This is a genomic window from Flavobacterium sp. DSP2-3-1 (genome assembly GCF_049896865.1).
Taxonomy (GTDB): domain Bacteria; phylum Bacteroidota; class Bacteroidia; order Flavobacteriales; family Flavobacteriaceae; genus Flavobacterium.
Genome location: NZ_JAFCVD010000001.1, coordinates 306,838 through 330,222, shown reverse-complemented (window position 1 = coordinate 330,222; position 23,385 = coordinate 306,838). Strand labels below are relative to the sequence as shown.

Annotated in this window: 17 protein-coding genes; 9 read left to right on the top strand and 8 right to left on the bottom strand. The window is 35.4% G+C overall.

The features are described 5' to 3' along the window. Positions 1-27: 27 nt before the first annotated feature. The 4 genes from ACP7AT_RS01565 to ACP7AT_RS01550 form a co-directional block, all read right to left on the bottom strand. Positions 28-2,853, bottom strand: coding sequence for a carboxypeptidase-like regulatory domain-containing protein (locus ACP7AT_RS01565; protein WP_426062608.1), 2,826 nt, complete (start codon positions 2,851-2,853; stop codon positions 28-30). Positions 2,854-3,228: 375 nt separating this feature from the next. Continuing rightward, on the bottom strand, positions 3,229-5,076 hold the full coding sequence (gene glmS, locus ACP7AT_RS01560; RefSeq protein ID WP_426062607.1) for a glutamine--fructose-6-phosphate transaminase (isomerizing): 1,848 nt from the start codon (positions 5,074-5,076) through the stop codon (positions 3,229-3,231). A 9-nt stretch (positions 5,077-5,085) separates the two neighbouring features. Continuing rightward, positions 5,086-6,747 carry a DUF4270 domain-containing protein gene (locus tag ACP7AT_RS01555; protein ID WP_426062606.1) on the bottom strand — a complete coding sequence of 554 codons (1,662 nt, stop codon included), beginning with the start codon at positions 6,745-6,747 and terminating at the stop codon, positions 5,086-5,088. 20 nt (positions 6,748-6,767) lie between these two features. Further along, positions 6,768-7,574 carry a glycogen/starch synthase gene (locus ACP7AT_RS01550; protein WP_426062605.1) on the bottom strand — a complete coding sequence of 269 codons (807 nt, stop codon included), beginning with the start codon at positions 7,572-7,574 and terminating at the stop codon, positions 6,768-6,770. A gap of 108 nt (positions 7,575-7,682) precedes the next feature. On the opposite strand from ACP7AT_RS01550, the gene panC reads away from it, so the two are divergent. The 8 genes from panC to ACP7AT_RS01510 all read left to right on the top strand — a co-directional run bounded on the left by panC (position 7,683) and on the right by ACP7AT_RS01510 (position 17,294). Next, a complete protein-coding gene (gene panC, locus ACP7AT_RS01545; protein WP_426062604.1) occupies positions 7,683-8,531 on the top strand; it encodes a pantoate--beta-alanine ligase in 849 nt (282 codons plus the stop codon). Between the two features lie 14 nt (positions 8,532-8,545). Next, positions 8,546-8,896, top strand: coding sequence for an aspartate 1-decarboxylase (gene panD, locus ACP7AT_RS01540; RefSeq protein ID WP_426062603.1), 351 nt, complete (start codon positions 8,546-8,548; stop codon positions 8,894-8,896). A gap of 250 nt (positions 8,897-9,146) precedes the next feature. After that, positions 9,147-10,295 carry an alpha/beta hydrolase gene (locus ACP7AT_RS01535; RefSeq protein ID WP_426062602.1) on the top strand — a complete coding sequence of 383 codons (1,149 nt, stop codon included), beginning with the start codon at positions 9,147-9,149 and terminating at the stop codon, positions 10,293-10,295. After that, entirely contained in the window at positions 10,295-11,656 is a 1,362-nt protein-coding gene (radA, locus tag ACP7AT_RS01530) for a DNA repair protein RadA (RefSeq protein ID WP_426062601.1), read from the top strand. Before ACP7AT_RS01535 ends, radA begins: the two co-directional genes overlap by 1 nt. Before the next feature lie 324 nt (positions 11,657-11,980). Next, entirely contained in the window at positions 11,981-13,192 is a 1,212-nt protein-coding gene (locus ACP7AT_RS01525; protein WP_426062600.1) for a GAF domain-containing sensor histidine kinase, read from the top strand. 125 nt (positions 13,193-13,317) lie between these two features. Continuing rightward, a complete protein-coding gene (locus tag ACP7AT_RS01520) occupies positions 13,318-13,842 on the top strand; it encodes a hypothetical protein (protein WP_426062599.1) in 525 nt (174 codons plus the stop codon). A gap of 842 nt (positions 13,843-14,684) precedes the next feature. After that, a complete protein-coding gene (locus tag ACP7AT_RS01515) occupies positions 14,685-15,128 on the top strand; it encodes a hypothetical protein (RefSeq protein ID WP_426062598.1) in 444 nt (147 codons plus the stop codon). A 204-nt stretch (positions 15,129-15,332) separates the two neighbouring features. Further along, positions 15,333-17,294 carry a transglycosylase domain-containing protein gene (locus ACP7AT_RS01510; protein ID WP_426062597.1) on the top strand — a complete coding sequence of 654 codons (1,962 nt, stop codon included), beginning with the start codon at positions 15,333-15,335 and terminating at the stop codon, positions 17,292-17,294. A gap of 115 nt (positions 17,295-17,409) precedes the next feature. Here the strand turns inward: ACP7AT_RS01510 and ACP7AT_RS01505 are convergent, their stop codons facing one another. The 3 genes from ACP7AT_RS01505 to ACP7AT_RS01495 all read right to left on the bottom strand — a co-directional run bounded on the left by ACP7AT_RS01505 (position 17,410) and on the right by ACP7AT_RS01495 (position 20,598). Further along, a complete protein-coding gene (locus ACP7AT_RS01505) occupies positions 17,410-18,447 on the bottom strand; it encodes an aldo/keto reductase (RefSeq protein ID WP_426062596.1) in 1,038 nt (345 codons plus the stop codon). 267 nt (positions 18,448-18,714) lie between these two features. Continuing rightward, positions 18,715-19,656, bottom strand: coding sequence for an OmpA family protein (locus tag ACP7AT_RS01500; protein ID WP_426062595.1), 942 nt, complete (start codon positions 19,654-19,656; stop codon positions 18,715-18,717). A gap of 180 nt (positions 19,657-19,836) precedes the next feature. Next, entirely contained in the window at positions 19,837-20,598 is a 762-nt protein-coding gene (locus ACP7AT_RS01495) for an exodeoxyribonuclease III (RefSeq protein ID WP_426062594.1), read from the bottom strand. A 204-nt stretch (positions 20,599-20,802) separates the two neighbouring features. On the opposite strand from ACP7AT_RS01495, the gene ACP7AT_RS01490 reads away from it, so the two are divergent. Continuing rightward, complete coding sequence (locus tag ACP7AT_RS01490) at positions 20,803-22,605, top strand: GNAT family N-acyltransferase (RefSeq protein WP_426062593.1); 1,803 nt, start codon at positions 20,803-20,805, stop codon at positions 22,603-22,605. Between the two features lie 56 nt (positions 22,606-22,661). Here ACP7AT_RS01490 and ACP7AT_RS01485 read toward each other — a convergent pair whose 3' ends face one another. After that, positions 22,662-22,943: a TM2 domain-containing protein gene (locus tag ACP7AT_RS01485; RefSeq protein WP_426062592.1), complete on the bottom strand. Its 282-nt coding sequence runs from the start codon at positions 22,941-22,943 to the stop codon at positions 22,662-22,664. Positions 22,944-23,385: the final 442 nt, after the last annotated feature.

Here is a 23,385-nt window from a genome sequence, read left to right as displayed (position 1 = left end):
TTTTTAAAATTATTGACCTTTTTATAATTATGGGTTGATTGTCCAAGAAGCAAACCATTGTTGCCCTATGGCTCCTGCTCCAATAACCTGAAGATAATCTTTTCCACCAATATTGGTAGCACCAATTTTAAGTACAGATTTTAATTTTGGAAAACCATAATTAATTTGAGCATCTAATACAGTGTTTTCCGGAACCATACCGTCAGCAAAAGAAGACTGCCATAAATACTCCGTATTGTATCTTGCATTAACATTGAAACCAAAGTTTTTAAACAATTTAGTGTTACCAATAGATGCTTTAACTCTGTGTTTAGGAGTATTAAAACCAGCTATAAAACTGGGGTCTTCTTCTTGATTAAAATTGAACTCAGCATAGTTATAATTTACACCAACTTCAAAATCCTGATACACTTTTTTAGACAAACCTACACCAAAACCTAAAGATGTAATTTTTGCAGTAGTATTGGTATATACCTGATACACTCTTCTGTCTCCATTACTCAAAGCAGAAAGCGTACCCAAAGTTGCAGGATTACCAAAATCAAAAGCGGTATTAACATTTCCGTAATACGGACTAATCACTCTTGAAGTATTCATGAAATCATTATAAATGTTATAATATCCATTAATATCAATTGACAAATCATTGTTAACTACAGAACGATACCCTAATTCTATAGCCTGAACCTCCTCAGGCTTAACCAATCTAGGATTAGCCACTTTTAATAAAGCTGCTGCTGCAGGAATATTCGATGGACTTGCAGCAACTGCAGCACTAAAAGCCTGAACTGATGTCAAAGTATAAGAATTAGTATAGGCATTTTGACCTGTTAAAGTTAAAGTTGCAGGAATTCCTAATGCTTGACCAGCAGCACTAACTCCTCTAACTTCAGTAAAACGATCTAAATTCTCAGGAGCAGAACCAATTAAAGCAAACGGCCCTAAGTCTAAACCAATGTATTGATCTTGTGTAGTTGGGTTTCTGAAACCTGTTTGATAGGAAACTCTAAAATTATGTCTTTTTGTTGCTCCGGCAGAATAGACAAAAGACACGCGAGGCGAAATATTTCCGTCAAAATTTTGACTTTTATCGTAACGCGCAGATCCTGTGAATTTCAACCTGTCATTCATGAATTTTTTGGTCAATTGTCCGTAAGCACCGTACTCATTATATCTTAATGGACCGTCAAAATCAGTGAAGATTGTTCCTTGTGAGTTCATTTCATATTGTCTGAATGAACCTCCTAATTGAATCTCTGCAAATTTTACCAAATCTTTAAAATTGTAATTTACATCTGAATGGTAAATTTTAGACTGATCGATAAATTTAGCACCTTTAGTTAAATCCGGCTCTGCAATTGCAGCTGCTAAAGCGCTTTTAAATTGTACAGAACCTGGTTCAAATCTTGCACTTCCTGTTGGAGTAACTAAGAAAGGCAAACCTGCTGGTTTGATATTGTAATCTGCATAATTTCTTGCATTTGTAGCAGATTGCTGTGCGTTAGTACCTAATACAGCTCCCGATAACTGATACGCAGTAGCATAATTAGTAAACCATTCTGTATCTGATTTTGCAGCCCTGTTAACATTCCACGCAGCAAAACGCATATCATAAGAATTACCAGCATCTTCGTCAGTAATATATCCTCTTACAAAGAAATTTTTCCCTTTTATCTCGATTTTAGATTGTTGCATAAAGAAATCATTCAATGCATATCTGTTCGCTCCTTGATAGATAGTACTTCCTAAACCTAATTTATGTTGTAATATAATTTCGGTTTCACCCTCCCAAGGTTTAAAATGCAAAGAGAAATCTGCTTTTACACTTCTAACTTTATTGTCATTCAAATCCTGCTCGCGGTATCCTGTTCTGCTTACCTGCCCTACGTTAGTGATGAAAGTAGTAACCTCATCACCATACAAGTTCAACCCGTCATAGTTTTGATTGTTAGCGTGTCCAATTAAACCACCTGTTAAACTTCTGTCATCTGCGGCAATCCATTCTGTAGCTCTCAAAAAATTGAAATTTGCTTTGGCTGCAAAATGCTTAGTAAAAGCCTTTGCTGCTCTCAATCCAAAATCAAAATAATCATTCGTACCAGCAGCTTGCTGAGTAGTTTGTCCGTATTTTACGTAAGTACTAATTCCTTGATTCGCAAAAGGATTTTTACTGTTCATGAACAAAATACCATTAAAAGCATTTGCGCCATAAAGAGCGGAAGATGCTCCCGGAAGCAACTCAACGTTGGCAACATCAATATCAGATAGCCCGATCAGATTTCCTAAAACAAAGTTCAATGCTGGTGAAGAGTTGTCCATCCCGTCCACCAACTGCATAAAACGAGTATTGGCAACTGTAGAGAAACCTCTTGTATTTATAGATTTGAACGAAATACTGCTTGTGTTAAAATGCACCTCTTTAAGATTTTCTAAACCATCATAAAATGTCGGTGCAGTTGTACTTTTTATTTGTTGTATACCCATTCTTTCAATAGTAACCGGTGATTCAATCACTCTTTCAGGAGTTCTTGATGCAGAAACTACAATTTCATCCAGTTTATTTTCTTCATCTATAAGCTTTACAGAAATTCTTTGATCAGCAGAGGAAACATTGATCTTTTGAGTTCCAAACCCAACACTTGTAATCTCAATTACGAAAGGAGGCTTTTTAGCAGTTTGTAATGTAAATGAACCGTCTAAATCGGAAATAGTACCCGAAGATTCTCCAACAATTTTTATGTTGGCTCCAGGAATAGGTTGGTTGTTACTGTCTGTAACAATACCTGAAATTGAGTTTTGAGCAAAAGTTAGGCTACAAAAAAACAATGACAAAAAAAGTAAATACACTCTCATTGGGATATAATTTGTTGGTTTATGCCGCCAAAGTACAAATATTTTTAATATTAATAAAAAAGGACTGAAAAAATTTCATATTCTTCAGTTCTTTTGCCCCATTTACGCTTATTCCACATTTATAATTAATTATTTAATGTTAAAATTTATGCTAAAAACCCAGAATATCATTATGCACGCATATAAAAAATACATTTATCACAAAATAATTATTAATTTTTAGATATTTGATAAAAGTTCAAAAAGCCGCAAAATTTATCGTTTATTTCACTTTTCCAGCGTCTCAGTATTCTTATTTAATAAATTATAAAACACAAAAAAAACCTCGAAAAAAACTTCCGAGGCTTGTTATATATAATGCAATTATCTACAAATTTATTCTACAGTAACTGATTTCGCAAGATTACGAGGTTGATCTACATTGCATTCACGCATAACAGCAATGTGATACGATAACAGCTGCAATGGAATAGTAGTAATCAAAGGTGATAATGCATCCGAAGTTTCCGGAATTTCGATAACATAATCCGCTAATTCACGTACTTGCGTGTCTCCTTTAGTAACTACCGCTATAATTTTTCCACTTCTGGATTTAATTTCTTGAATATTACTCACGATTTTATCGTAATGTCCTTGTTTTGGCGCAATTACAACCACTGGCATGTGCTCGTCAATTAAGGCAATTGGTCCATGTTTCATTTCCGCTGCCGGATATCCTTCAGCATGAATATAGGAGATTTCTTTTAATTTTAAAGCGCCTTCAAGAGCCACTGGAAAATTATACCCTCTTCCCAAATACAAACAATTAGGAGCGTCTTTAAAAACTGCAGCAATTTCTTTTGCTCTGTCATTTGTTTCTAAAGCCTCTCTTACTTTTTCAGGAATAATTTCTAATTCTTGTAAATAGGTGTGAAAAGCTGAATTTGACAATGTCCCTTTGGCTTTAGCCAAACGCAACGCAATCATTGTCAGCACCGTAATTTGAGTTGTAAACGCTTTTGTAGACGCAACACCAATTTCAGGTCCCGCATGAGTGTAAGCACCGGCGTGAGTTTCTCTTGAAATAGAAGATCCCACTACATTACATACTCCAAAAACAAACGCACCATTTTCTTTAGCCAATTTTATAGCGGCCATGGTATCAGCGGTTTCTCCAGATTGAGAAATAGCAATAACGATATCTTTACTGTTTATGATTGGATTTCTGTATCTAAATTCGGAAGCATATTCCACTTCAACTGGGATTCTTGCAAATTCTTCAAAAATATACTCTGCAACTAAACCAGCGTGCCACGAAGTTCCGCAAGCCACAATTATGATTCTTTCCGCGTTTAAGAACTTTTCTAAATTATCCTCAACACCTGCCATTTGAATCAAACCTTCATTAGCATGAAGTCTTCCACGATATGTGTCTTTGATAACGCTTGGTTGCTCATAAATTTCTTTCAACATAAAATGATCGTAACCACCTTTTTCAATTTGCTCCAAATTCATTTGCAGCTCTTGAATAGTAGGATTAACTAAAGTATCATCTTTAATTTTACGCACTTTCATTTGTTTATGCAATCTAATATTTGCCATTTCACCATCTTCCAGATAAATCGCATTAGACGTATATTCTATAAAAGGAGAAGCATCTGAGGCAATAAAAAATTCCCCTTCACCAACACCAATTGCTAGTGGGCTTCCCAAACGGGCAGCAACAATTTCATTTGGAGTTTTTTTGTCAAAAACAGCAATCGCATACGCTCCTACTACCTGATTCAAAGCCACCTGAACTGCTTTCCCTAATTTTAAATTATCTTTTTTCTGTACTTCTTCAATAAGATTAATTAATACTTCGGTGTCCGTATCAGAATGAAAAACGTATCCTCTCTTAATCAACTCTGCTTTTAAGGGCGCATAATTTTCAATAATTCCGTTATGAACTATTGCCAAGTCCCCTGAATTTGAAATATGTGGATGCGAGTTTACATCATTTGGAACACCATGAGTTGCCCAGCGTGTGTGACCTATACCAATGCTTCCGTTGATGGTAATCTCTTTTGAAGCTCGCTCCTCAAGATCTGAAACTTTTCCTTTTGTTTTAGAAACCTTTAAGTTCTCACCGTCATACAACATGACGCCAGCACTATCATAGCCTCTATATTCGAGTCTTTTCAATCCTTTAATTACAATAGGATAAGCTTCTCTGTATCCAATATATCCAACAATTCCACACATAGTCTTGGTTTAATTAGGTTTTGTATAATAAATTTCAAGTTTTAATCTTTTGGCCTCAGCTACGGTTGATTTTCCGCTGTACAAAATGGTCCCTAATGGGTTCATAACAGAAGCCTTTGGCGCTTGAGAAATAAATGTATTTGGAGTTTTTAACTTATAAGATGTTATTATTCCAATGTCTTCCGTAACTACGAGACCTAATTTAACATTAATGGAATCCTTGTTATTGATCAGATTTCTTATTTGATTGGTTACTCTAATTTTGTAAGTCACCCCTTTTTTACTAGTGGCATCCTTCTTTATAATGCCATCCAAAACAATTTTCGATTTTTTTGGATTCGCACTATTAGTAGTGGGGTCCAGGTAATAATCTGTCAAAGGTCGGTTGTTATTAAAGTCATACAAATAAATTCTTTGTGGCTCATAAGTGTTGGCCATAGCGGCTGCATCAATATGAAAAACAAGATTTGCTTCATTAATCAATATCTTTTTACCATCTGCCGGGTTTCTTAAGTCATCTAATTGATCTGAAATTTTATTAGGACCTGTTAACACTCCATTAGCATCATATCCTTTTACATCTGTTTTATCAAAGAGCTCTAAAACCGCTACAGAACCATCACCACCTTTTAAAAATAATTTCTCATCTCCTTCAGTTGTGTTTCCAGTAATTGGCAAGGCATCATATGCACTTCCATTAGCGCTAAAATCGTTATTCAACAAACTAACAGTATTTCCTGTCATGTTTAAAACAATCGTTTTCTTTACTCGTGTTGTAGCCCCACCTGTTGTAGAAACTAAATCCTCATTGTAAATAATGGTTATTTTGCCTCCTTTAAAATTCAGCATCGCTAAATTACCTTGACCGCCTCCGGATTTCTCCATTTTAAAATAAAGACCTCTAAAATAATTTTTAAAAACTTCATTTGAGGCTAACTTACCTGAATTAACCGCATCAATAATCTTGGCTTTAAAATAATCCTTATTCAAATTCAGCTTCATTCCCGGAGCAATGTATGCTGTTGATTTCACCTTCGTTACCGTATCTGTTGTTACAACGACATGCTCTGCAGGATTAAAAAAGAACTCATCATTCTGAGCCTTATCAGCGTTGTCATTTAAACGAGTCGGAATTTTTAAATTATCGAATTCAGTATTCTGATCTGTAAAGTATTTTTGAGATTGTTGAAATCCTCCAATAGGATCCGCATCTCTCATAAAATAACCTGATTCATAAATACTTAATTTCATTTTAGCCTTATCCGGACCATAAATAGAGTCTAATGCATAGACATGACTTCCGTCAGCATTCGTTTTTGTTTGGGCTGCGTCTGTGTAATACGGAATGGAAAGCACTACACTTTCCACAAAAGGTTTTGTACTTACTGAAGTAATAAGAGCAGGTAAAGTTAACTGAGTATTGAAGTTTGCGGTTGTTTCGCCAAAATTTGTACTACTGTAAATTCCCAAAGGATTTACTTCAAGATTATTGGATTGTATTGGTCCTGTTTTTTGATTGTAACCAGAAACACTGTATGTTTCTTTTTTAAAATCAAAATTATTTTCACCGATTAAATCTCCACCAATTTCGTTATAATCTTTATCGCAAGAATATAAAAAAACAACACTTGCTACTAAAAGAATTTTCTTAAAAAAAGAATTATTGTACATACTTATTAAAAAAGTTTAATTTAAAGAACCTCGTTTCTGTAGAAATTTGTATACGCTTCCGCGAATGCATCTTTCGGTGCGAAAGGTAAAAAAGGTTTTCCTGAAGATTCTATAAATTTTGTTAAACTTGGAGAGAGGTTTTCTGAAGCAATAATCACTGCATCAGAATGTTTGATAGTTGCTTTGATGATATTTTCGTAGTTTGGAATCTCAAGATCTGTTATTGCATCGTCTGGAACACCATCAAATTTTACTTTATTAATCATTTCTTCATTTAAAGTCCCTTCAAAAGATTGGCTGTACACAGAAGTAACAATCTTTGTTTCCGAAAACAATGCTTCGTTTTTATAAAAATGCTTCATATAAATAGGTAGCATTGCGGCCATCCATCCATGAACATGAATAATATCCGGAACCCAATTGAGTTTTTTAACTGTCTCAACAACTCCTTTTGCAAAGAAAATCGCACGTTCATCATTATCTGGATACATCACCCCTTCTTCATCAGCAAACGTAGCTTTTCTTTTGAAATACTCGTCATTATCAATAAAGTAAACTTGAATCCTTTCTTTTGGAATAGAAGCCACTTTAATAATTAACGGCATATCCAAGTCATTAACTACCAAATTCATCCCCGAAAGTCTAATTACCTCGTGCAATTGGTGTCTTCTCTCGTTAATATTTCCATACCTTGGCATAAAAATTCTTATCTGTCCACCTTGATCATTAATCATTTTTGGAACGTCATAAGACATTAAAGAGACCTCGGTTTCAGCGAGATACGGCACCACTTCAGATGATACATATAATATCCTCTTATCTTTCATATCGTAATTTACTTAATTTATTGGCAATAAAAACCATGCAAAATTACAAAAATTTATGCAGTTATTAACTAAAATAGTAAGTTTGCATTTAATTTTAATAATACTGCCATGCATATTTTCTACGGAAAAGCATCTTTAATGGACTATTTGAAATCTATAAAAACTATCCATTCCACCATTGGATTTGTTCCAACGATGGGTGCTTTACATCAAGGTCATTTGGCTTTAATGCAGAAATCATTGCTGGAAAACGACACTACCGTTGTCAGTATTTTTGTAAATCCTACCCAATTCAATAATTCGGAAGACTTAAAAAAATACCCCAGAACGCTGGATGAAGATGTAAAAAAACTTGCCAATCTGAATCCAAATATCATTTTGTACGCTCCAACTGTAGAGGATATTTATGACGGAAAACCGGTCTCGGAATCGTTCGACTTCGACGGATTGGAAAACCAAATGGAAGGCAAATTTAGACCCGGACATTTCAATGGTGTAGGTACTATTGTAAAGCGACTTTTTGAAATTATTGAACCTACTAACGCATATTTTGGCGAAAAAGATTTTCAACAATTGCAAATCGTAAAAAAGATGGTTGCTAAAAATTACTTAAAAGTAAACGTAATTGGTTGTCCTATTTACAGAGAATCTAATCATCTAGCCATGAGCTCCAGAAACGAGCGTTTATCAGCGCAGGAAAGAGATGAAGCTGCCATTATTTACAAAGTGCTAACTAATGTACGTGAGCAGTTTGCAACAAAAAGCACCGCTGAAATTTCCGGATGGGTTCAAAAATCATTCGGCAACAATCCTCACTTTACATTGGAATACTTCACCATTGCAGACGAAGCAACTCTTTTATCGTGTACACGAAAAAATAAAAATAAAAAATACCGTGCTTTTATTGCCGTATTAGTCAACAATATTCGTTTGATTGACACCATTTCATTAAATTAATTTACTTTTGTAGCATGCAAATTCAAGTATTAAAATCAAAAATTCACCGCGTTAAAGTAACCGGCGCCGATTTAAATTACATCGGATCCATCACTATTGACGAGTCATTACTAGAAGCTTCCAATATTATTGAGGGCGAAAAAGTCTCTATTGTAAACATCAATAACGGAGAACGTTTTGATACTTACGCAATCAAAGGCGAGAAAAATTCAGGAACCATAACACTCAACGGACCTGCTGCCAGAAAAGTGCAAAAAGACGATATCATCATCATCATTTCTTACGCAAGCATGGATTTTGAAGAAGCTAAAACTTTCAAACCATGGGTTATTTTTCCAAATGAAAATGACAATTCGTTGACTTAATTTATAGTCGAATAAAAAACCAAAAACTATTTTTTTAGCTACTTATTCTTTGATTTTGTATTTTAAAATCCGAGAATCAGTAGCTGTTTTTTTTAACGCTGTTTTTCTAAACAAATAAACGCTGATTTCGCCCTTGAAATCAAAGCGCATTCTTAACATTTACTGGCATTGATTTTTAATTAAAAGTAATAATGTTTATATTGCTTGCTCTTATTTAGAGTAAACCATAATTTCTAAAACAAACTAAATCATGAAAAAACTAATACTCTTATTACTCTTTTCTGTTTCCGCATTTTCACAAAAAACTACGATTGCGTTCGATTCTCAAGTGCTTGGTGAAAGTCGGGAAATCACCATTGGACTTCCGCCTTCTTTTGAAAAAAACCCTAATAAAAAATACCCGATTCTCGTTTTATTGGATGGCGATTACTTGTTTGAACCTTTCTATGGCGCTTTAAATTATGGAGCCTATTGGGATGATTTACCGGAAACCATTATCGTTGGCATCAGCCAAAACAAAAATAAGGAACGATTTGACGACTGCAATTATGACGAAGCAGATGGCGTTCCTTCTGGAAAAGGAGCAAAATTTTTTGAGTTTATTGGCACGGAATTACTACCATACATTGAAAAAAAATACCCTGTTGCGCCTTTCCGCATCATCGCCGGTCATGACACGACTGCTGGATTTTTGAACTTTTTTCTGTACAAAGACAATCCCCTTTTCAATGCTTATATTTCATTAAGTCCCGAATTAGCGCCTGATATGGAAAATCGCATTCCGGAGCAACTTTCAAAACTCAAACAACCTATTTTTTATTACCAGTCAAATGGTGATGGCGATGTAAAAAAACTACAGACTTCCATCAAGAAATTAGACACCAATATAAAACAGGTTACCAATCCGTTACTGAATTATAAGTTTGATAATTTTGCAGGAGCTTCCCATTATTCACTGGTTCTGTATTCGATTCCAAATGCTTTGTACCAATTTTTCGACACTTATAAACCCATTTCTTCTACCGAATATTCGGATAAAATTGCCATCCTTCAATCCGGATATGTAAATTACCTGACCAATAAATACGAGGTTTTGTCTAAAAATTTAGGTCTAAAAATGCCCATTCGCGTCAACGACTTCAAAGCTATTGAAGCTGCAATTCTCAAAAACAAAGCCTATTCAGAACTGGATAAATTAGCTGAAATTGCCAACAAAAATTATCCAAAATCAATGCTAGCCGATTATGAATTGGGTTTAATGTATGAAAAAATGGGCGACCTTAAAAAAGCGGCAAAACGTTATCAAAACGCGTCCCAATTAGAGGAAATTGGCAACCTGACAAAAAATATGATGATGGAAAAATACGATGATATGACCAGTCAAACACCAAAAAAATAATGTCAAAAGTAAAAACAACTTTTTTTTGCCAAAACTGTGGCGCACAATATGCAAAATGGCAAGGACAATGCAATTCTTGTAAAGAATGGAATACCATTGCAGAGGAGATTATCCAAAAACAAGAAAAAACAACTTGGAAAAGCGAAACCTCTACCAGCAGTAAGGCACCAAAACCATTACGAATAAACGAAATTGATTCAGCGCAGGAAATCCGAATGGACACCACTGATGGCGAATTGAATCGCGTTCTGGGTGGCGGAATAGTTCCCGGCTCCTTAATTCTTTTGGGCGGTGAACCCGGAATTGGAAAAAGTACGCTTTTGCTTCAAATTTCTTTAAAACTACCATATAAAACCTTATATGTTTCGGGTGAAGAAAGTCAGAAACAAATAAAAATGCGTGCCGAAAGAATCACACCCAGCGGCGACAATTGCTATATTCTTACCGAGACCAAAACACAAAATATCTTCAAGCAAATTGAAGCCATACAACCGGAAATCGTGATTATCGATTCCATTCAAACGCTTCACACGGATTATATTGAATCCACTCCCGGAAGTATTTCTCAGATTCGGGAAACCACCGCCGAACTAATTAAATTTGCCAAAGAAACCAATATTCCCGTGATTCTTATTGGTCATATTACCAAAGACGGAAATATTGCAGGGCCAAAAATCCTGGAACACATGGTCGACACCGTTTTACAATTTGAAGGCGACAGAAATCACGTGTATCGCATTTTACGTTCGTTAAAAAACCGTTTCGGTTCCACTGCCGAAATAGGAATTTATGAAATGCTGGGCAATGGTTTGCGCGAAGTTTCTAATCCTTCAGAAATATTAATTTCTCACAAAGACGAACAATTATCAGGAACAGCAATTGCGTCCACTTTAGAAGGCATGCGCCCGTTGATGATTGAAATCCAAGCCTTGGTAAGCACCGCAGTTTACGGAACACCGCAACGCAGCACCACGGGTTATAATGCCAAAAGACTCAATATGATTCTGGCCGTATTAGAGAAAAGAGCTGGTTTTAGACTTGGCGCCAAAGACGTTTTCCTAAATATAACAGGAGGAATTTCAGTAGATGATCCTGCGATCGATTTGGCTGTTGTTGCCGCCATTTTATCATCGAATGAAGACATTGCAGTCAATAAAGATTTTTGCTTTGCCGGCGAAGTAGGACTTTCTGGTGAAATACGTCCGGTAAACCGCGTAGACCAACGCATTCAGGAAGCAGAAAAATTAGGTTTTTCGACCATTTTTGTATCAAAATACAATAAAATTGCATTAAAAAATACCGGAATTAAAATCAGATTAGTAGCCAAAATTGAAGATGTGGCGAGTGAATTGTTTGGCTGATATTTAAAATAACATTCCTTTTTATAGGCTCATTGCTGCAAAAAATTACGAATGCTTGGTGTATGAAGTAGAAGCTTTAGTTATAGATTTGTATAGTGAAGAGATTACGAGTATGCGCTACAGGGTTTAACAAATGTCATCTTTTATTTTACTTTTGTAAAATTTTATTACTAACTAATTGCTGGTATTGATGATAAATAATTTAGAAAAAAATTAAAGGCAAATTACACTGTTAAAGAAAAATCTAAGGAATAAATATTGTTCCTCAATAAGGGAACATTAAACTAAAGAAAAATAATCATACTGAAAGCAAGACATAAAAATATGAAGACTCTAGAAAACGATAATGAAATAGAACGCGTAAAAGCATTGATGGAGTTTGATATAATGGACACTCTTCCGGAAAAAATGTTTGATGATTTAACAAAAATTGCTTCTTCAATTTGTAATACGCCAATATCACTAATCAATTTCATTGATAGTGAGCGTCAGTATTTCAAGTCAAATTTAGGACTTGGGGAAGGTGAACCGGCACCATTGGAGCATTCTTTTTGCGCACATGCGATTGCAGATCCTCAGTCGCATTTCGAAGTTACAGATGCTCGTATAAATCCTCAATTTGCCGCGAACCCCTTGGTGACGGGTCACCCTAATATCGTTTTTTATTATGGTATTCCACTCGTTACTTCCGAAGGTTTTGCTTTAGGTTCATTGTGCGTCATAGACCAAAAGCCCGGTAAATTATCCGCAGCACAAACTGAAGCACTGCAAAGTTTATCAAATCAGGTAATGTTTTTATTAGATCTTAGAAAGAAAAATAAACTGTTGGTCTCTTATCAGCAAAAATTACAGGAATACTCTTCAAACATGGAAGCTTTTTCGGCAATGGCATCACATGATTTGAAGCAACCGTTAGGTTCTGTTCAAGCAGCGCTAAAAATTATCAAGGTGAAACACGAGGATTTATGGGACGATACCGACCAAACATTCTTTAAATTAATTAACAACACCACTACTAGAATGAACCTTTTGATACATGATTTACTGGATTATGCAAAAGGAGGTTTTATTACCAAAGAGTTTGAGTCCATCGATGTGAACTTATTGATTACATCTATTTTTGAAGAACTAACTGAAAATATCGATGGTCACAAGCCAGAAATCAATATTGACACAATGCCGGTAATAAAAAGTTCACGTACGGCACTGATCGTATTATTCAAAAATATATTGAGTAATGCCTTAAAATATCAAATAAAAGGAACACGCACACAATTGAATATAAAGCTCGAAGAATCGAACTCTATTTTTACTTTTTCAATAGAAGATAACGGAATAGGCATAAAACCAGAATATCTTAAAACTATTTTTGAACCATTCAAACGTTTACATAATCAAGAAGAGTTTGACGGTAGCGGCTTAGGTTTAGCCTCTTGCAAAAAGATAGTTGAAAAACTAAATGGGGAAATCTGGGCAACATCAGAATTAAATAAAGGGACCACAATCCACTTTACAATACAACAAAACAAATTATAAGAAAAAATATTATATAACCACAACACAAAACCCCACGGCTCGGGCATACTAACACAACCATAGCGAAAATCTGCAATCCGTTCCCATTACAGTCAGCACATAACACAAAATAGTAATAACCTAAAATGAAATCGTATCCAGAACATTTACAAATCGTCAATACCATTCATGAACTTGGAGAAACCACTGCTTCTGCCAGGTTTTTAATACAAGAATATGGTTTAGAAAACACCAATTTTAAAGGTTTCGAATTAAGAGAAAAAGCTAAACCAGAATTTATCTTGATGACTACTGAAGGCGCTCTTGGCGAACCCCAAATCATCCGCATTCCCGAAAACACTTTTGAATATCCGCTGCACTTGATGCTCAATCTGCTGATGCATGAAATGATTCACGTGAGTCAAAAAACAGCAGAAAACTTGATCGAAGATAAAAATGAAAGAGAATGGCAAGCCTATTACGAAATGCTTTTTCACAAAAAATTTCCTCAAATTCCTGAACTTCCAGATTTTCCCAAACGCTTCTTTGCAAAAAAAGCGTTGGAATACTACAATAGAATGGGCGAAGGTTCTGAACTTCAATTAAAATACGCCAGTCAAAAACTGGAAACTGACAATCTCCTGTCGTTTCTGGAGGCAAAAACGAAATAGTACTTTTTAACTTCTTCAACTTTCCCTGATTCACTTTAAAAATTCCTTATTTTAAAGAAAAACAACAATTCAGAAGAAGAATTAATTATTTTTTGTAACTTTATGTTTAACAATGCATTACGAAAATAAAATGAAACCTTCACGTCAAACTATGACTCATTTATACGAACATTTAGGCAAGGTGTTTTATTATATTGCGGCCATTGACAAAACAATTGGTAGAGAGGAAATAGAGAAACTGAAATAAAACCTTGAGAAGGAATCGCTTTCGCTGGAAAACAGTTTCAATGAATTTGACGATGACACCGCTTATGAAATCGAAATTGTTTTTGACCGGCTGGTCGCAAATGAATGGGAATTGGAACAAGTGATTTCCGACTTTAAAATTTTCGGAACAGAATATCAGCACTTGTTCACGCCGGAAATTAATGCCTTAATTCTAAAAACTGCCAACGCCATCGCCTCTTCGTTTCCAGAAAAGAATAAATCAGAACAAGTTTTAATACTCGAGCTTACGTTCATTTTAAATGGTTGAAAATTAAATGAATAATGGTTGGCCGTAAATAATAATGTTTCAAATAATCAAAAATAAGAAATTGAACCAAATAGAAACACAGAGAAAAAAAGTCAGATAGCCCAATTATTGGGTTTACATGACTATAATTTTCATTAAAAAAGTGAAACGCCTTCCAAAATTTTATAATCTATGTGTCTAGCCTGCACAGCGCGAAGTCGAAGTGGATTCAAAAAAATTAAACACATCGAATTACACCCAACGGATTGAATGAAAATTAAAATAAAGCTGTTTTAAAACAATCTACTTTAACTTAAAAATCAAAGACATGAAAAGACAAACTGGCATTTGGATAGATTCCTCAAAAGCAATAATTGTTGCTCTTGATGGTGATACAGAAAAAATTACTGAAATAGATTCTGAGGTTGAAAACAACGTATATCACAACAGGGAAGGCAACAAAGGCACTTTCTCCAGCGACAGCCATCATAGCACTAACGAATCACAATTTGAGGCTCGAAAAGAAGAACAACTCAATTACTTTATAAAATCCGTTTTGTCTTATGTCAAAAAATCAGATGAACTTATTGTTTTTGGTCCGGCACAAACCAAAACAAGGTTAGAAAAAAAATTAATGGACGGAAATTTAATCGAACCCGGAAAACTAAAAGCAGTAGAAACCGCAGACAAAATGACCTTAAACCAAATTGTGGAAAAAGTAAGACGTTATTACAACCCTTCCGAATATAAAAAACCGGAACCCAACAGCTAATATCCCTACTTCTCAGAAATTCTGAAACTACAACTCAGTTATGTTGTAGTTTTTTTATGTCTTAAAATGGAATACAAATCATTTTCCCAATCAACCTTCTAAAGAAAATTATAAAAAACTTTCCTTTAGTATTATTTTCCTTTTCTTTATGTCCAATATTCCAAACGCCTGTTGTTTTAGATTCTATTACTTATTAAACCATTTATGAAAAAACAAAAAATATTTTTAGTTGCAAAAATACTTTTTGTATTATTTGCAGTTTTTATTATTGGTTTTTATATGTTTCGTGATGCCGTTTTACAGCAGACGATTGCAAAAGTTTCCCATGAAATGGCAGTGGATTATAACAGTACTTTTACAATAAAAAAAGCTTCTTTTGACGGATTATCGGGCTTGAATCTTACTGAAATAATACTGGTTCCAAAAAATGCCGACACGCTTTTAAGAATACAAAAATTAAAAACCAGCGTCAATTTATTGCGTTTGGTTATGGGCGATGTACAACTTGGAACTTTAGAAATACAAAATGGTTTTGTAAAGCTGGTAAAAAAAGGGAAAACAGGAAATTACGATGCTTTTCTAAAAAAAGACACTCAAACTGAGATTCGCGACGAGAAAAGAGATTACGCTCAGTTTGCTTACATCATCATCTCAAAAGCACTGAACTTAGTCCCGACAAATATGATTTTGGACAATCTTTCTTTCCGACTCAATGATAACGGGAAAAAAGCAACTATTAATTTCCAAAAATTGCTATTGGTCAATAAGCAATTGGAAGCTTCGATAAAAGTTCAAACCAACACCATTTCACAACGTTGGAAAATCAAAGGTTTTGCCGATCCAAGAAACAAAAAAGCCGATATCCGTTTTGTAAATATAGATACTGGCGCCATCCAAATGCCTTATTTAGATGAACGTTATAACCTGAAATCGAGTTTTGATTCTATCAGATTGAATATTCAAAACATAGATAAAGACGGCGACGAATTACATATTGATGGTTTTATGGCTATTGCTAATTTAAAAATTAACCACCCAAAAATTGCCAGTAAAGATGTATTGCTAAAAAACGCCAGATTTGATTACCGATTTTTATTGGGTTCTAATTTTATTTCAATTGACAGCAACTCAACGGTTCAATTGAACAAGATAAAATTTCATCCTTACGCGGCTTATGAAACGGAAAAAGATACGATTTATAAACTCAAAGTAAACATCCCAAAAATGAAAGCGCAAGACTTTATTACTTCGCTTCCTGACGGTTTATTTGCCAATTTTCAAGGAATGAAAGCCAGCGGTACTTTTGATTATAAATTGGATTTTGCATATAATCAAAACAAACCCAATCAGTTGGTTTTTGATAGTAAATTGAAGAAAGAAAATTTAAAAATTACCAAATATGGTAAAGCCAATCTCAACAAACTAAATGGTGAATTTGTGTATCGGGCACTTATAAAAAACGTGTTGCAACGCCCGGTTTTAGTGGGTTCGGCTAATGCAAATTACACGCCGCTGGACCAAATTTCGCCGTATTTAAGAAAATCGGTTTTGACAACGGAAGATCCTTCTTTCTTTTCGCATCGTGGGTTTATCAAAGAAGCTTTCAAACAATCGATCATCAAAAATATTAAAACCAAAAAATTCTCGCGCGGTGCCAGTACCATCAGCATGCAGTTAGTGAAAAATGTTTTTCTCAGTCGAGAGAAAACAGTGTCGCGTAAACTGGAAGAGATTTTATTGGTTTACATTCTGGAAAACAACCGGATTGTGAGCAAGGAGCGCATGCTCGAAGTGTATTTTAATATTATCGAATGGGGTCCAAATGTCTACGGAATTGGTGAAGCGAGTCAGTTTTACTTTCAAAAAACACCCTCGGAATTATCGCTGAACGAATGCTTGTATCTCGCCAGAATTATTCCAAGTCCAAAAAAATTCATGTATCAGTTTAACGATCAAGGGATGTTGAAAGATTTTGCGATACAACAAGAATCGTTCTTGACGAATATCATGTTTCGAAGAGGGCTTTTAACTCCTGAAGACACTATTTACAAGTCCTTACCCATATTGATTTCAGGACCTGCAAAATCTTTTATCAAATTTAAAGTACAAGATTCCACGCAAATTAAAGTGGATTCCGTGGCCGTTGATGACGAATTTGACCTTTAATTCTTAAAATTCAACTACAAAGTTCACAAAGAAAGCGCGAATTTCACAAAGATTTGCACTGATTTTTTGTGATCCTAGTCTACGAAACTTCGTGAACTTTGTAGTTAAAATTAATTTACGGTGCCGGGTCAGGAATTACCGCTTGAACCTCATCAATCGCCTTTAAAATCTCTTCCGAAAGTGATACTTGAATCGTATTAATATTTTCTTTTAACTGTTCCAATGTGGTTGCGCCAATAATTGTGCTCGTTACAAATGGCTGTTGCGATACAAATGCCAAAGACAATTCTGTTAAAGACAATCCGTTTTTCTTGGCGATTTCCTGATATAAGCGTGTAGCTTCGGTACTTTGTGTGCTGTTGTATCTGGAAAATTGTGGGAATAATTTTATTCTGGCATTTGGAAGACTTTCACCTGTAAGGAATTTACCGGATAAAACTCCAAAAGCCATTGGCGAATAAGCCAATAAACCGACATTTTCTCTGATGCAAATCTCAGCGGAACCGTTTTCAAAAAGTCGATTTAATAGCGAATATGGATTTTGAATCGTTTTTATTCTTGGCAAATCGTTGTATTTGCTTTCTTCCAGAAAACGCATAATTCCCCACGGCGTTTCATTAGAAAGTCCGATGTGATTAATTTTTCCTTCTTTAATAAAACCGTCTAATGTCTCCAAAACGTTATGAATGTTATCTTCCCAACCATCTTCTTGTACTTTGAAACCGCGTTGTCCGAAAAAGTTCGTTTTACGTTCCGGCCAATGCAATTGATACACATCAATGTAATCCGTCTGTAAGCGTTGTAAACTTTGGTCTAAAGCAAATTTGATGCTGGCGGGCGAAAAATCATTTTTCTCACGCATGTATGTGAAATTTGGATTGGGTCCAGCAATTTTAGAAGCCAAAACTATTTCTTCTCTTTTACCTGTTTTTTTGAACCAGGTTCCTAGGATTTTCTCTGTACTTCCGTACGTTTCTTCACGCGCCGGAACCGAATACATTTCGGCAGTATCAAAGAAATTGATTCCGTTTTCTAAGGCATAATCCATTTGGGCATGGCCATCAGCTTCTGTATTTTGTTGTCCAAAAGTCATGGTTCCAAGGCAAATTTTGCTGACTTTTACATCAGTATTGGGTAAAGTGGTGTATTTCATATTGAAGGGAATTGTATTATATTTTTTCGAAAACAAAGATAAAATTAGTTTGTCGTTACCATTTGCTGTTAACAGAAAATTGAGAAAAGTTTACAAAATATAACCGCAAATTCGCAAATTAAAAGCCTTCAATCGAAAGATAAAATTAGCAAATTGGCGGTAGTTATAGGAAAGTTCTTTTTTTAAACCATTGTAACATTAAGTTTCATTTTGAATAAGCAATTAAATACCGATATGGTAAAAATTATAACATTAGATCTTTTAATCTTAATTTATCTCATTCAACATTTCGGCAATTTCATCTAATCTTGGAGTCAGAATGATTTCAATTCTACGGTTCTTCGCTTTTCCTTCCGCGGTCGAATTGCTTCCCAATGGTGAAAATTCTCCTCTTCCGGCAGCCGTTAGATTTTCCTTGTTGATTTTCTTGTTTTCACTCAAAATAGCGACAATTGCCGTCGCTCTTTTGGTCGATAAATCCCAGTTGTCCGCAATAGGACCTGAAGCCGTGAAGGCGTCATCATCTGTATGACCTTCAATAAGCACGGAAATATCCTCGTTATCACCCAAAACTTTACCTAATTCTACAACTGCTTTTTTACCTTCGGAACCTACAGCCCAACTTCCCGAATTGAAAAGTAATTTGTTCTCCATGGAAACATACACTTTCCCGTTTTTTTGTTGAACGGTCAGCCCTTTTCCTTCAAAACTATTCAAGGCTTTCGACAAGGTTTCTTTTAGTTTTTTCATGCTGGCTTCTTTGGCAGCGATCAAATCTTCCAGTTCTTGCAAACGTTGTGCGCTTTTGCTCAATCGCTCTTGTTCGAATGCCAATGCTTTTCCTTTTTCGTCTAATTGTTCCAGCAAATCACGATTTTTCTTCATGTTGCTTTGCAAAGCGTCTCCGCTATTTTTTTCTAAAGCGACGTACGAATCCTGCAAGACTTTGAACTTATTTTGAGCCGCCGCGTAATCTGCTTTCAATTTATCCAATTCCGCTTTGGATTTGCTTAAATCCGTTTTTAACCCGTCGCGGTCTAATTCTAATTGGTTTTTAGCTTTTAGCAAATCGGCATTATCATCTGCTAAACTTCTATTTTCTTTTTTGGAATCGGCGTATTTACTTTCTAAATCATTGTATATTTTCTTGGTTACGCAGGAAGTGGAAAGCGCCAGTACTAATAATCCGATGGAAACTCTTTTAATCATTTTGTTGGTATTTATGTTGTTTCTTATGTTGCGATGAAAGCAAAAATTAAATTATAATCGGATGCCCTAGCCCCGATAAAAGTAAAAATCCTTTCTAGTCCTGAACTTGTTTCAGGATCCTGAAACAAGTTTAGGACTAGAAAGATTGTAACGGATAGCGGGAAACAGCTCCTAAAATTGTTACTCTAATTCCACTAAAACCGGACAATGATCCGAATGAACGGCATCGGATAAAATAACGGCTCTTTTTAATTTATGTTTTAAAGTATCGCTGACTAAATTGTAATCGATACGCCAACCCTTGTTGTTCCCTCTGGCTCCGGCGCGGTAACTCCACCACGAATATTGGTGCGGTTCAGAGTTGAAATGGCGAAAACTATCAACAAATCCCGACTTCATGAATCCATCGAGCCAAGATCTCTCCTGTGGTAAAAATCCTGAAACATTTTTGTTGCGGACAGGATCGTGAATGTCAATTGCCTCATGACAAATGTTGTAGTCGCCACAAATAATAAGGTTTGGCATTTCTTTTTTTAGTTCGTTGATGTAAGTTTGAAAATCATCCATGAACGTGAATTTATGATCCAATCGATCAATATTTGTTCCCGATGGCAGGTACAAACTCATCACTGAAAAATCATCAAAATCAGCACGAAGGTTTCTTCCTTCGAAATCCATGTGGTGAATTCCGGTGCCGTGAAAGACATTGTTGGGTTTGATTTTAGAGAGAATCGCTACGCCACTGTATCCTTTTTTAGTTGCTGAATAATAGTATTGGTACGGATAACCTGCTTTTGTAATATCTTCGACAGGGATTTGATCTTCGGTCGCTTTAATTTCCTGAAGACAAATAATATCCGGATTTGCGTGTTGCAACCAATCGATAAATCCTTTAGAAATGGCGGCTCTGATTCCGTTTACGTTGTATGAAATAATTCTCATTGAAAAAAAAATTTGAATTTCTTCCGGAAAATTATCTTCCCCTGCGGTTGTCAGGAACCCACTTTTTTATTTTCTCGGAAAAAATTATATTGTTTGAATGTGGGTTTCAAATGTAACAAAAAAGTACAAGTTTGATTGAGAAAAATAGAGAAAATGGAGTTTTTTGCTATCTTTGTTTCTTGCTCCAAAAAAAACAAAAAATACATGGGTTTAGTAACCGCGAAAGAAGTTGCAAAAGCAATAAATGCAGATAAGTACGGAGTTTTAGGTACTTTTTCCGGCTGGATGCTGATGAAGGCGCTAAAAATCTCTACCTTAAATAAAGTATATGACAGAAATAAACATCTTCAGGATGTTGCCTTTTTAAATGGAATTCTAGATGATTTACAAATAAAATTTGAAATACCTGAAGAGGATTTAAAACGATTGCCAAAAGAAGGTGCGTATATCACCATTTCAAATCATCCGTTAGGAGGAATTGACGGAGTTCTGTTATTAAAATTGATGCTGGAAAGAGAACCAAATTTCAAAATTATCGCTAATTTCCTTTTGCATCGCATTGAACCGCTCAAAAAATACATCATGCCGGTGAATCCTTTTGAAAATCATAAGGATACTAAATCGAGTGTGGTAGGAATAAAAGAAACTTTTCGCCATTTGAGTGACGGAAAACCGTTAGGTATTTTCCCTGCAGGAGAAGTTTCAACCTATAAAGACGGAAAATTAATGGTAGATAAACCTTGGGAAGAAGGCGCTATTAAAGTAATCCGAAAAGCCCAAGTTCCTGTCGTTCCCATTTATTTTCATGCTAAAAACAGTCGGTTATTTTATTTGCTTTCTAAAATCAGCGGGACATTTAGAACCGCAAAACTACCGTCAGAAGTGTTTAGCCAGAAACATCGTGTGATAAAAGTGCGCATTGGGAAACCGATTTCAGTAAGCGAACAAAACGAACATACTACGCTAGAGGAATATTCAGAGTTTTTACGAAAGAAAACGTACATGCTGGCAAATCCTTTTGAAAAAGAAAGCACTTTTTTGCCAACACCTACTTTAAAAATTCTTAAAAGTCCGAAGAAAATTGTCACTCCCGCCAATCAGGACAAAATGACGAAGGAAGTGGATGCATTGCGAAGTACGGATTGTCGTCTTTTACAAAGTAAAAATTACGAAGTGTTTCTCGCCGAAGCAAAAAAAATACCCAATATTCTGCATGAAATTGGCCGCCTTCGAGAAATAACTTTTAGAGAAGTTGGCGAAGGAACTAATGAGTCTATTGATTTAGACAAGCACGATCAATATTACCACCACCTGTTTTTATGGGATAATGAAGCCAATAAAATTGCCGGTGCCTACCGAATGGGATTGGGTTCAGAAATTTATCCGAAATACGGAATAAATGGTTTTTACCTCAATGATCTCTTCCGATTTGAACCAGAATTACATGATATGATGCACAAATCCATAGAAATGGGGCGCGCCTTTATCATCAAAGAATACCAACAAAAACCAATGCCGCTTTTCTTGCTTTGGAAAGGAATTATGCATACCACTTTACGCTATCCGGAACATAAATTTTTATTGGGAGGCGTGAGTATCAGCAACCAATTTTCTGATTTTTCGAAATCACTGATGATTGAATTCATGAAGTCTAATTATTACGATCCGTATATTGCGCAATACATTCATCCGAAGAAAGCGTACAAGGTCAAACTGAAGGATGCCGATAAAGATTTCATTTTTGATGAAGCTGAATCCGATTTAAATAAGTTTGATAAAATTATTGATGAGCTCGAACCAGGAAGTTTGCGTTTGCCGGTTTTGATCAAAAAATACATCAAACAAAACGCGAAGGTGGTCGCTTTTAATGTGGATCCGTTATTTAATAATGCCGTTGATGGATTGATGTACATCCGAATTGCAGATATTCCGGAAAGCACTATGAAACCGGTAATGGAAGAGTTTCAGGCTGAATTGGAACGCAAACTGAGCGAGAAAGAAGATTGACTGCAGAATGCCTGTTTATAAAAAAAATCCCGAACTTATTCGGGATTTTTTATGTATTAAAACCATGCTTTTTTACCAACTTGATACGTTTGGTAAAACTCTTCGTCAGATTTTGTTAAATAAATTATTCCTTCAATAAGTCCCAATAAACCGGTTACGGTTCCACAAGTGCATAAACTAATTACTAACCAAATAATCCCTACTGTAGTGTAACCTAAAAAAAATTTGTGAATCGCTAAAGGTCCTAAAAGAATAGCAAGCAGCCCTGCCGCAAGTCTCTTGTTGTTTTGTCGTACTGGAAGCGGATTATTCCATTCTTCATTTTTCAAGTTTTCCATAAATTATTGGTATTAGCTTGTTTTTCAGCGGTTAAAAATATAAAATTTTATTGAAATGCTTTATCTGTTGGTTCCCAAAGTTCGATCTTATTTCCCTCGCTATCCAGAATCCAACCAAATTTTCCATACTCATAAGACTCCATATCACCCACAATTGTTACACCCTCATCCGATAATTTTTTTAATAAATTCTCTAAATCATGCACTCGGAAATTTTGCATGAATTGTTTCTCACTTGGTGCAAAATAAGTGGTGTCCTCCACAAATGGCGACCACTGTGTAGAACAATCATTACCCTCTTTGTCTTTCCACCAGAAAGTAGCACCATATTGATCGGTTTTTAAACCCAAGTGTTTTGCATACCAAGCAACCAGTTCTTTTGAATTTTTTGATTTAAAAAAGAAACCGCCAATTCCTGTCACGCGTTGCTCCGGCTCTACAT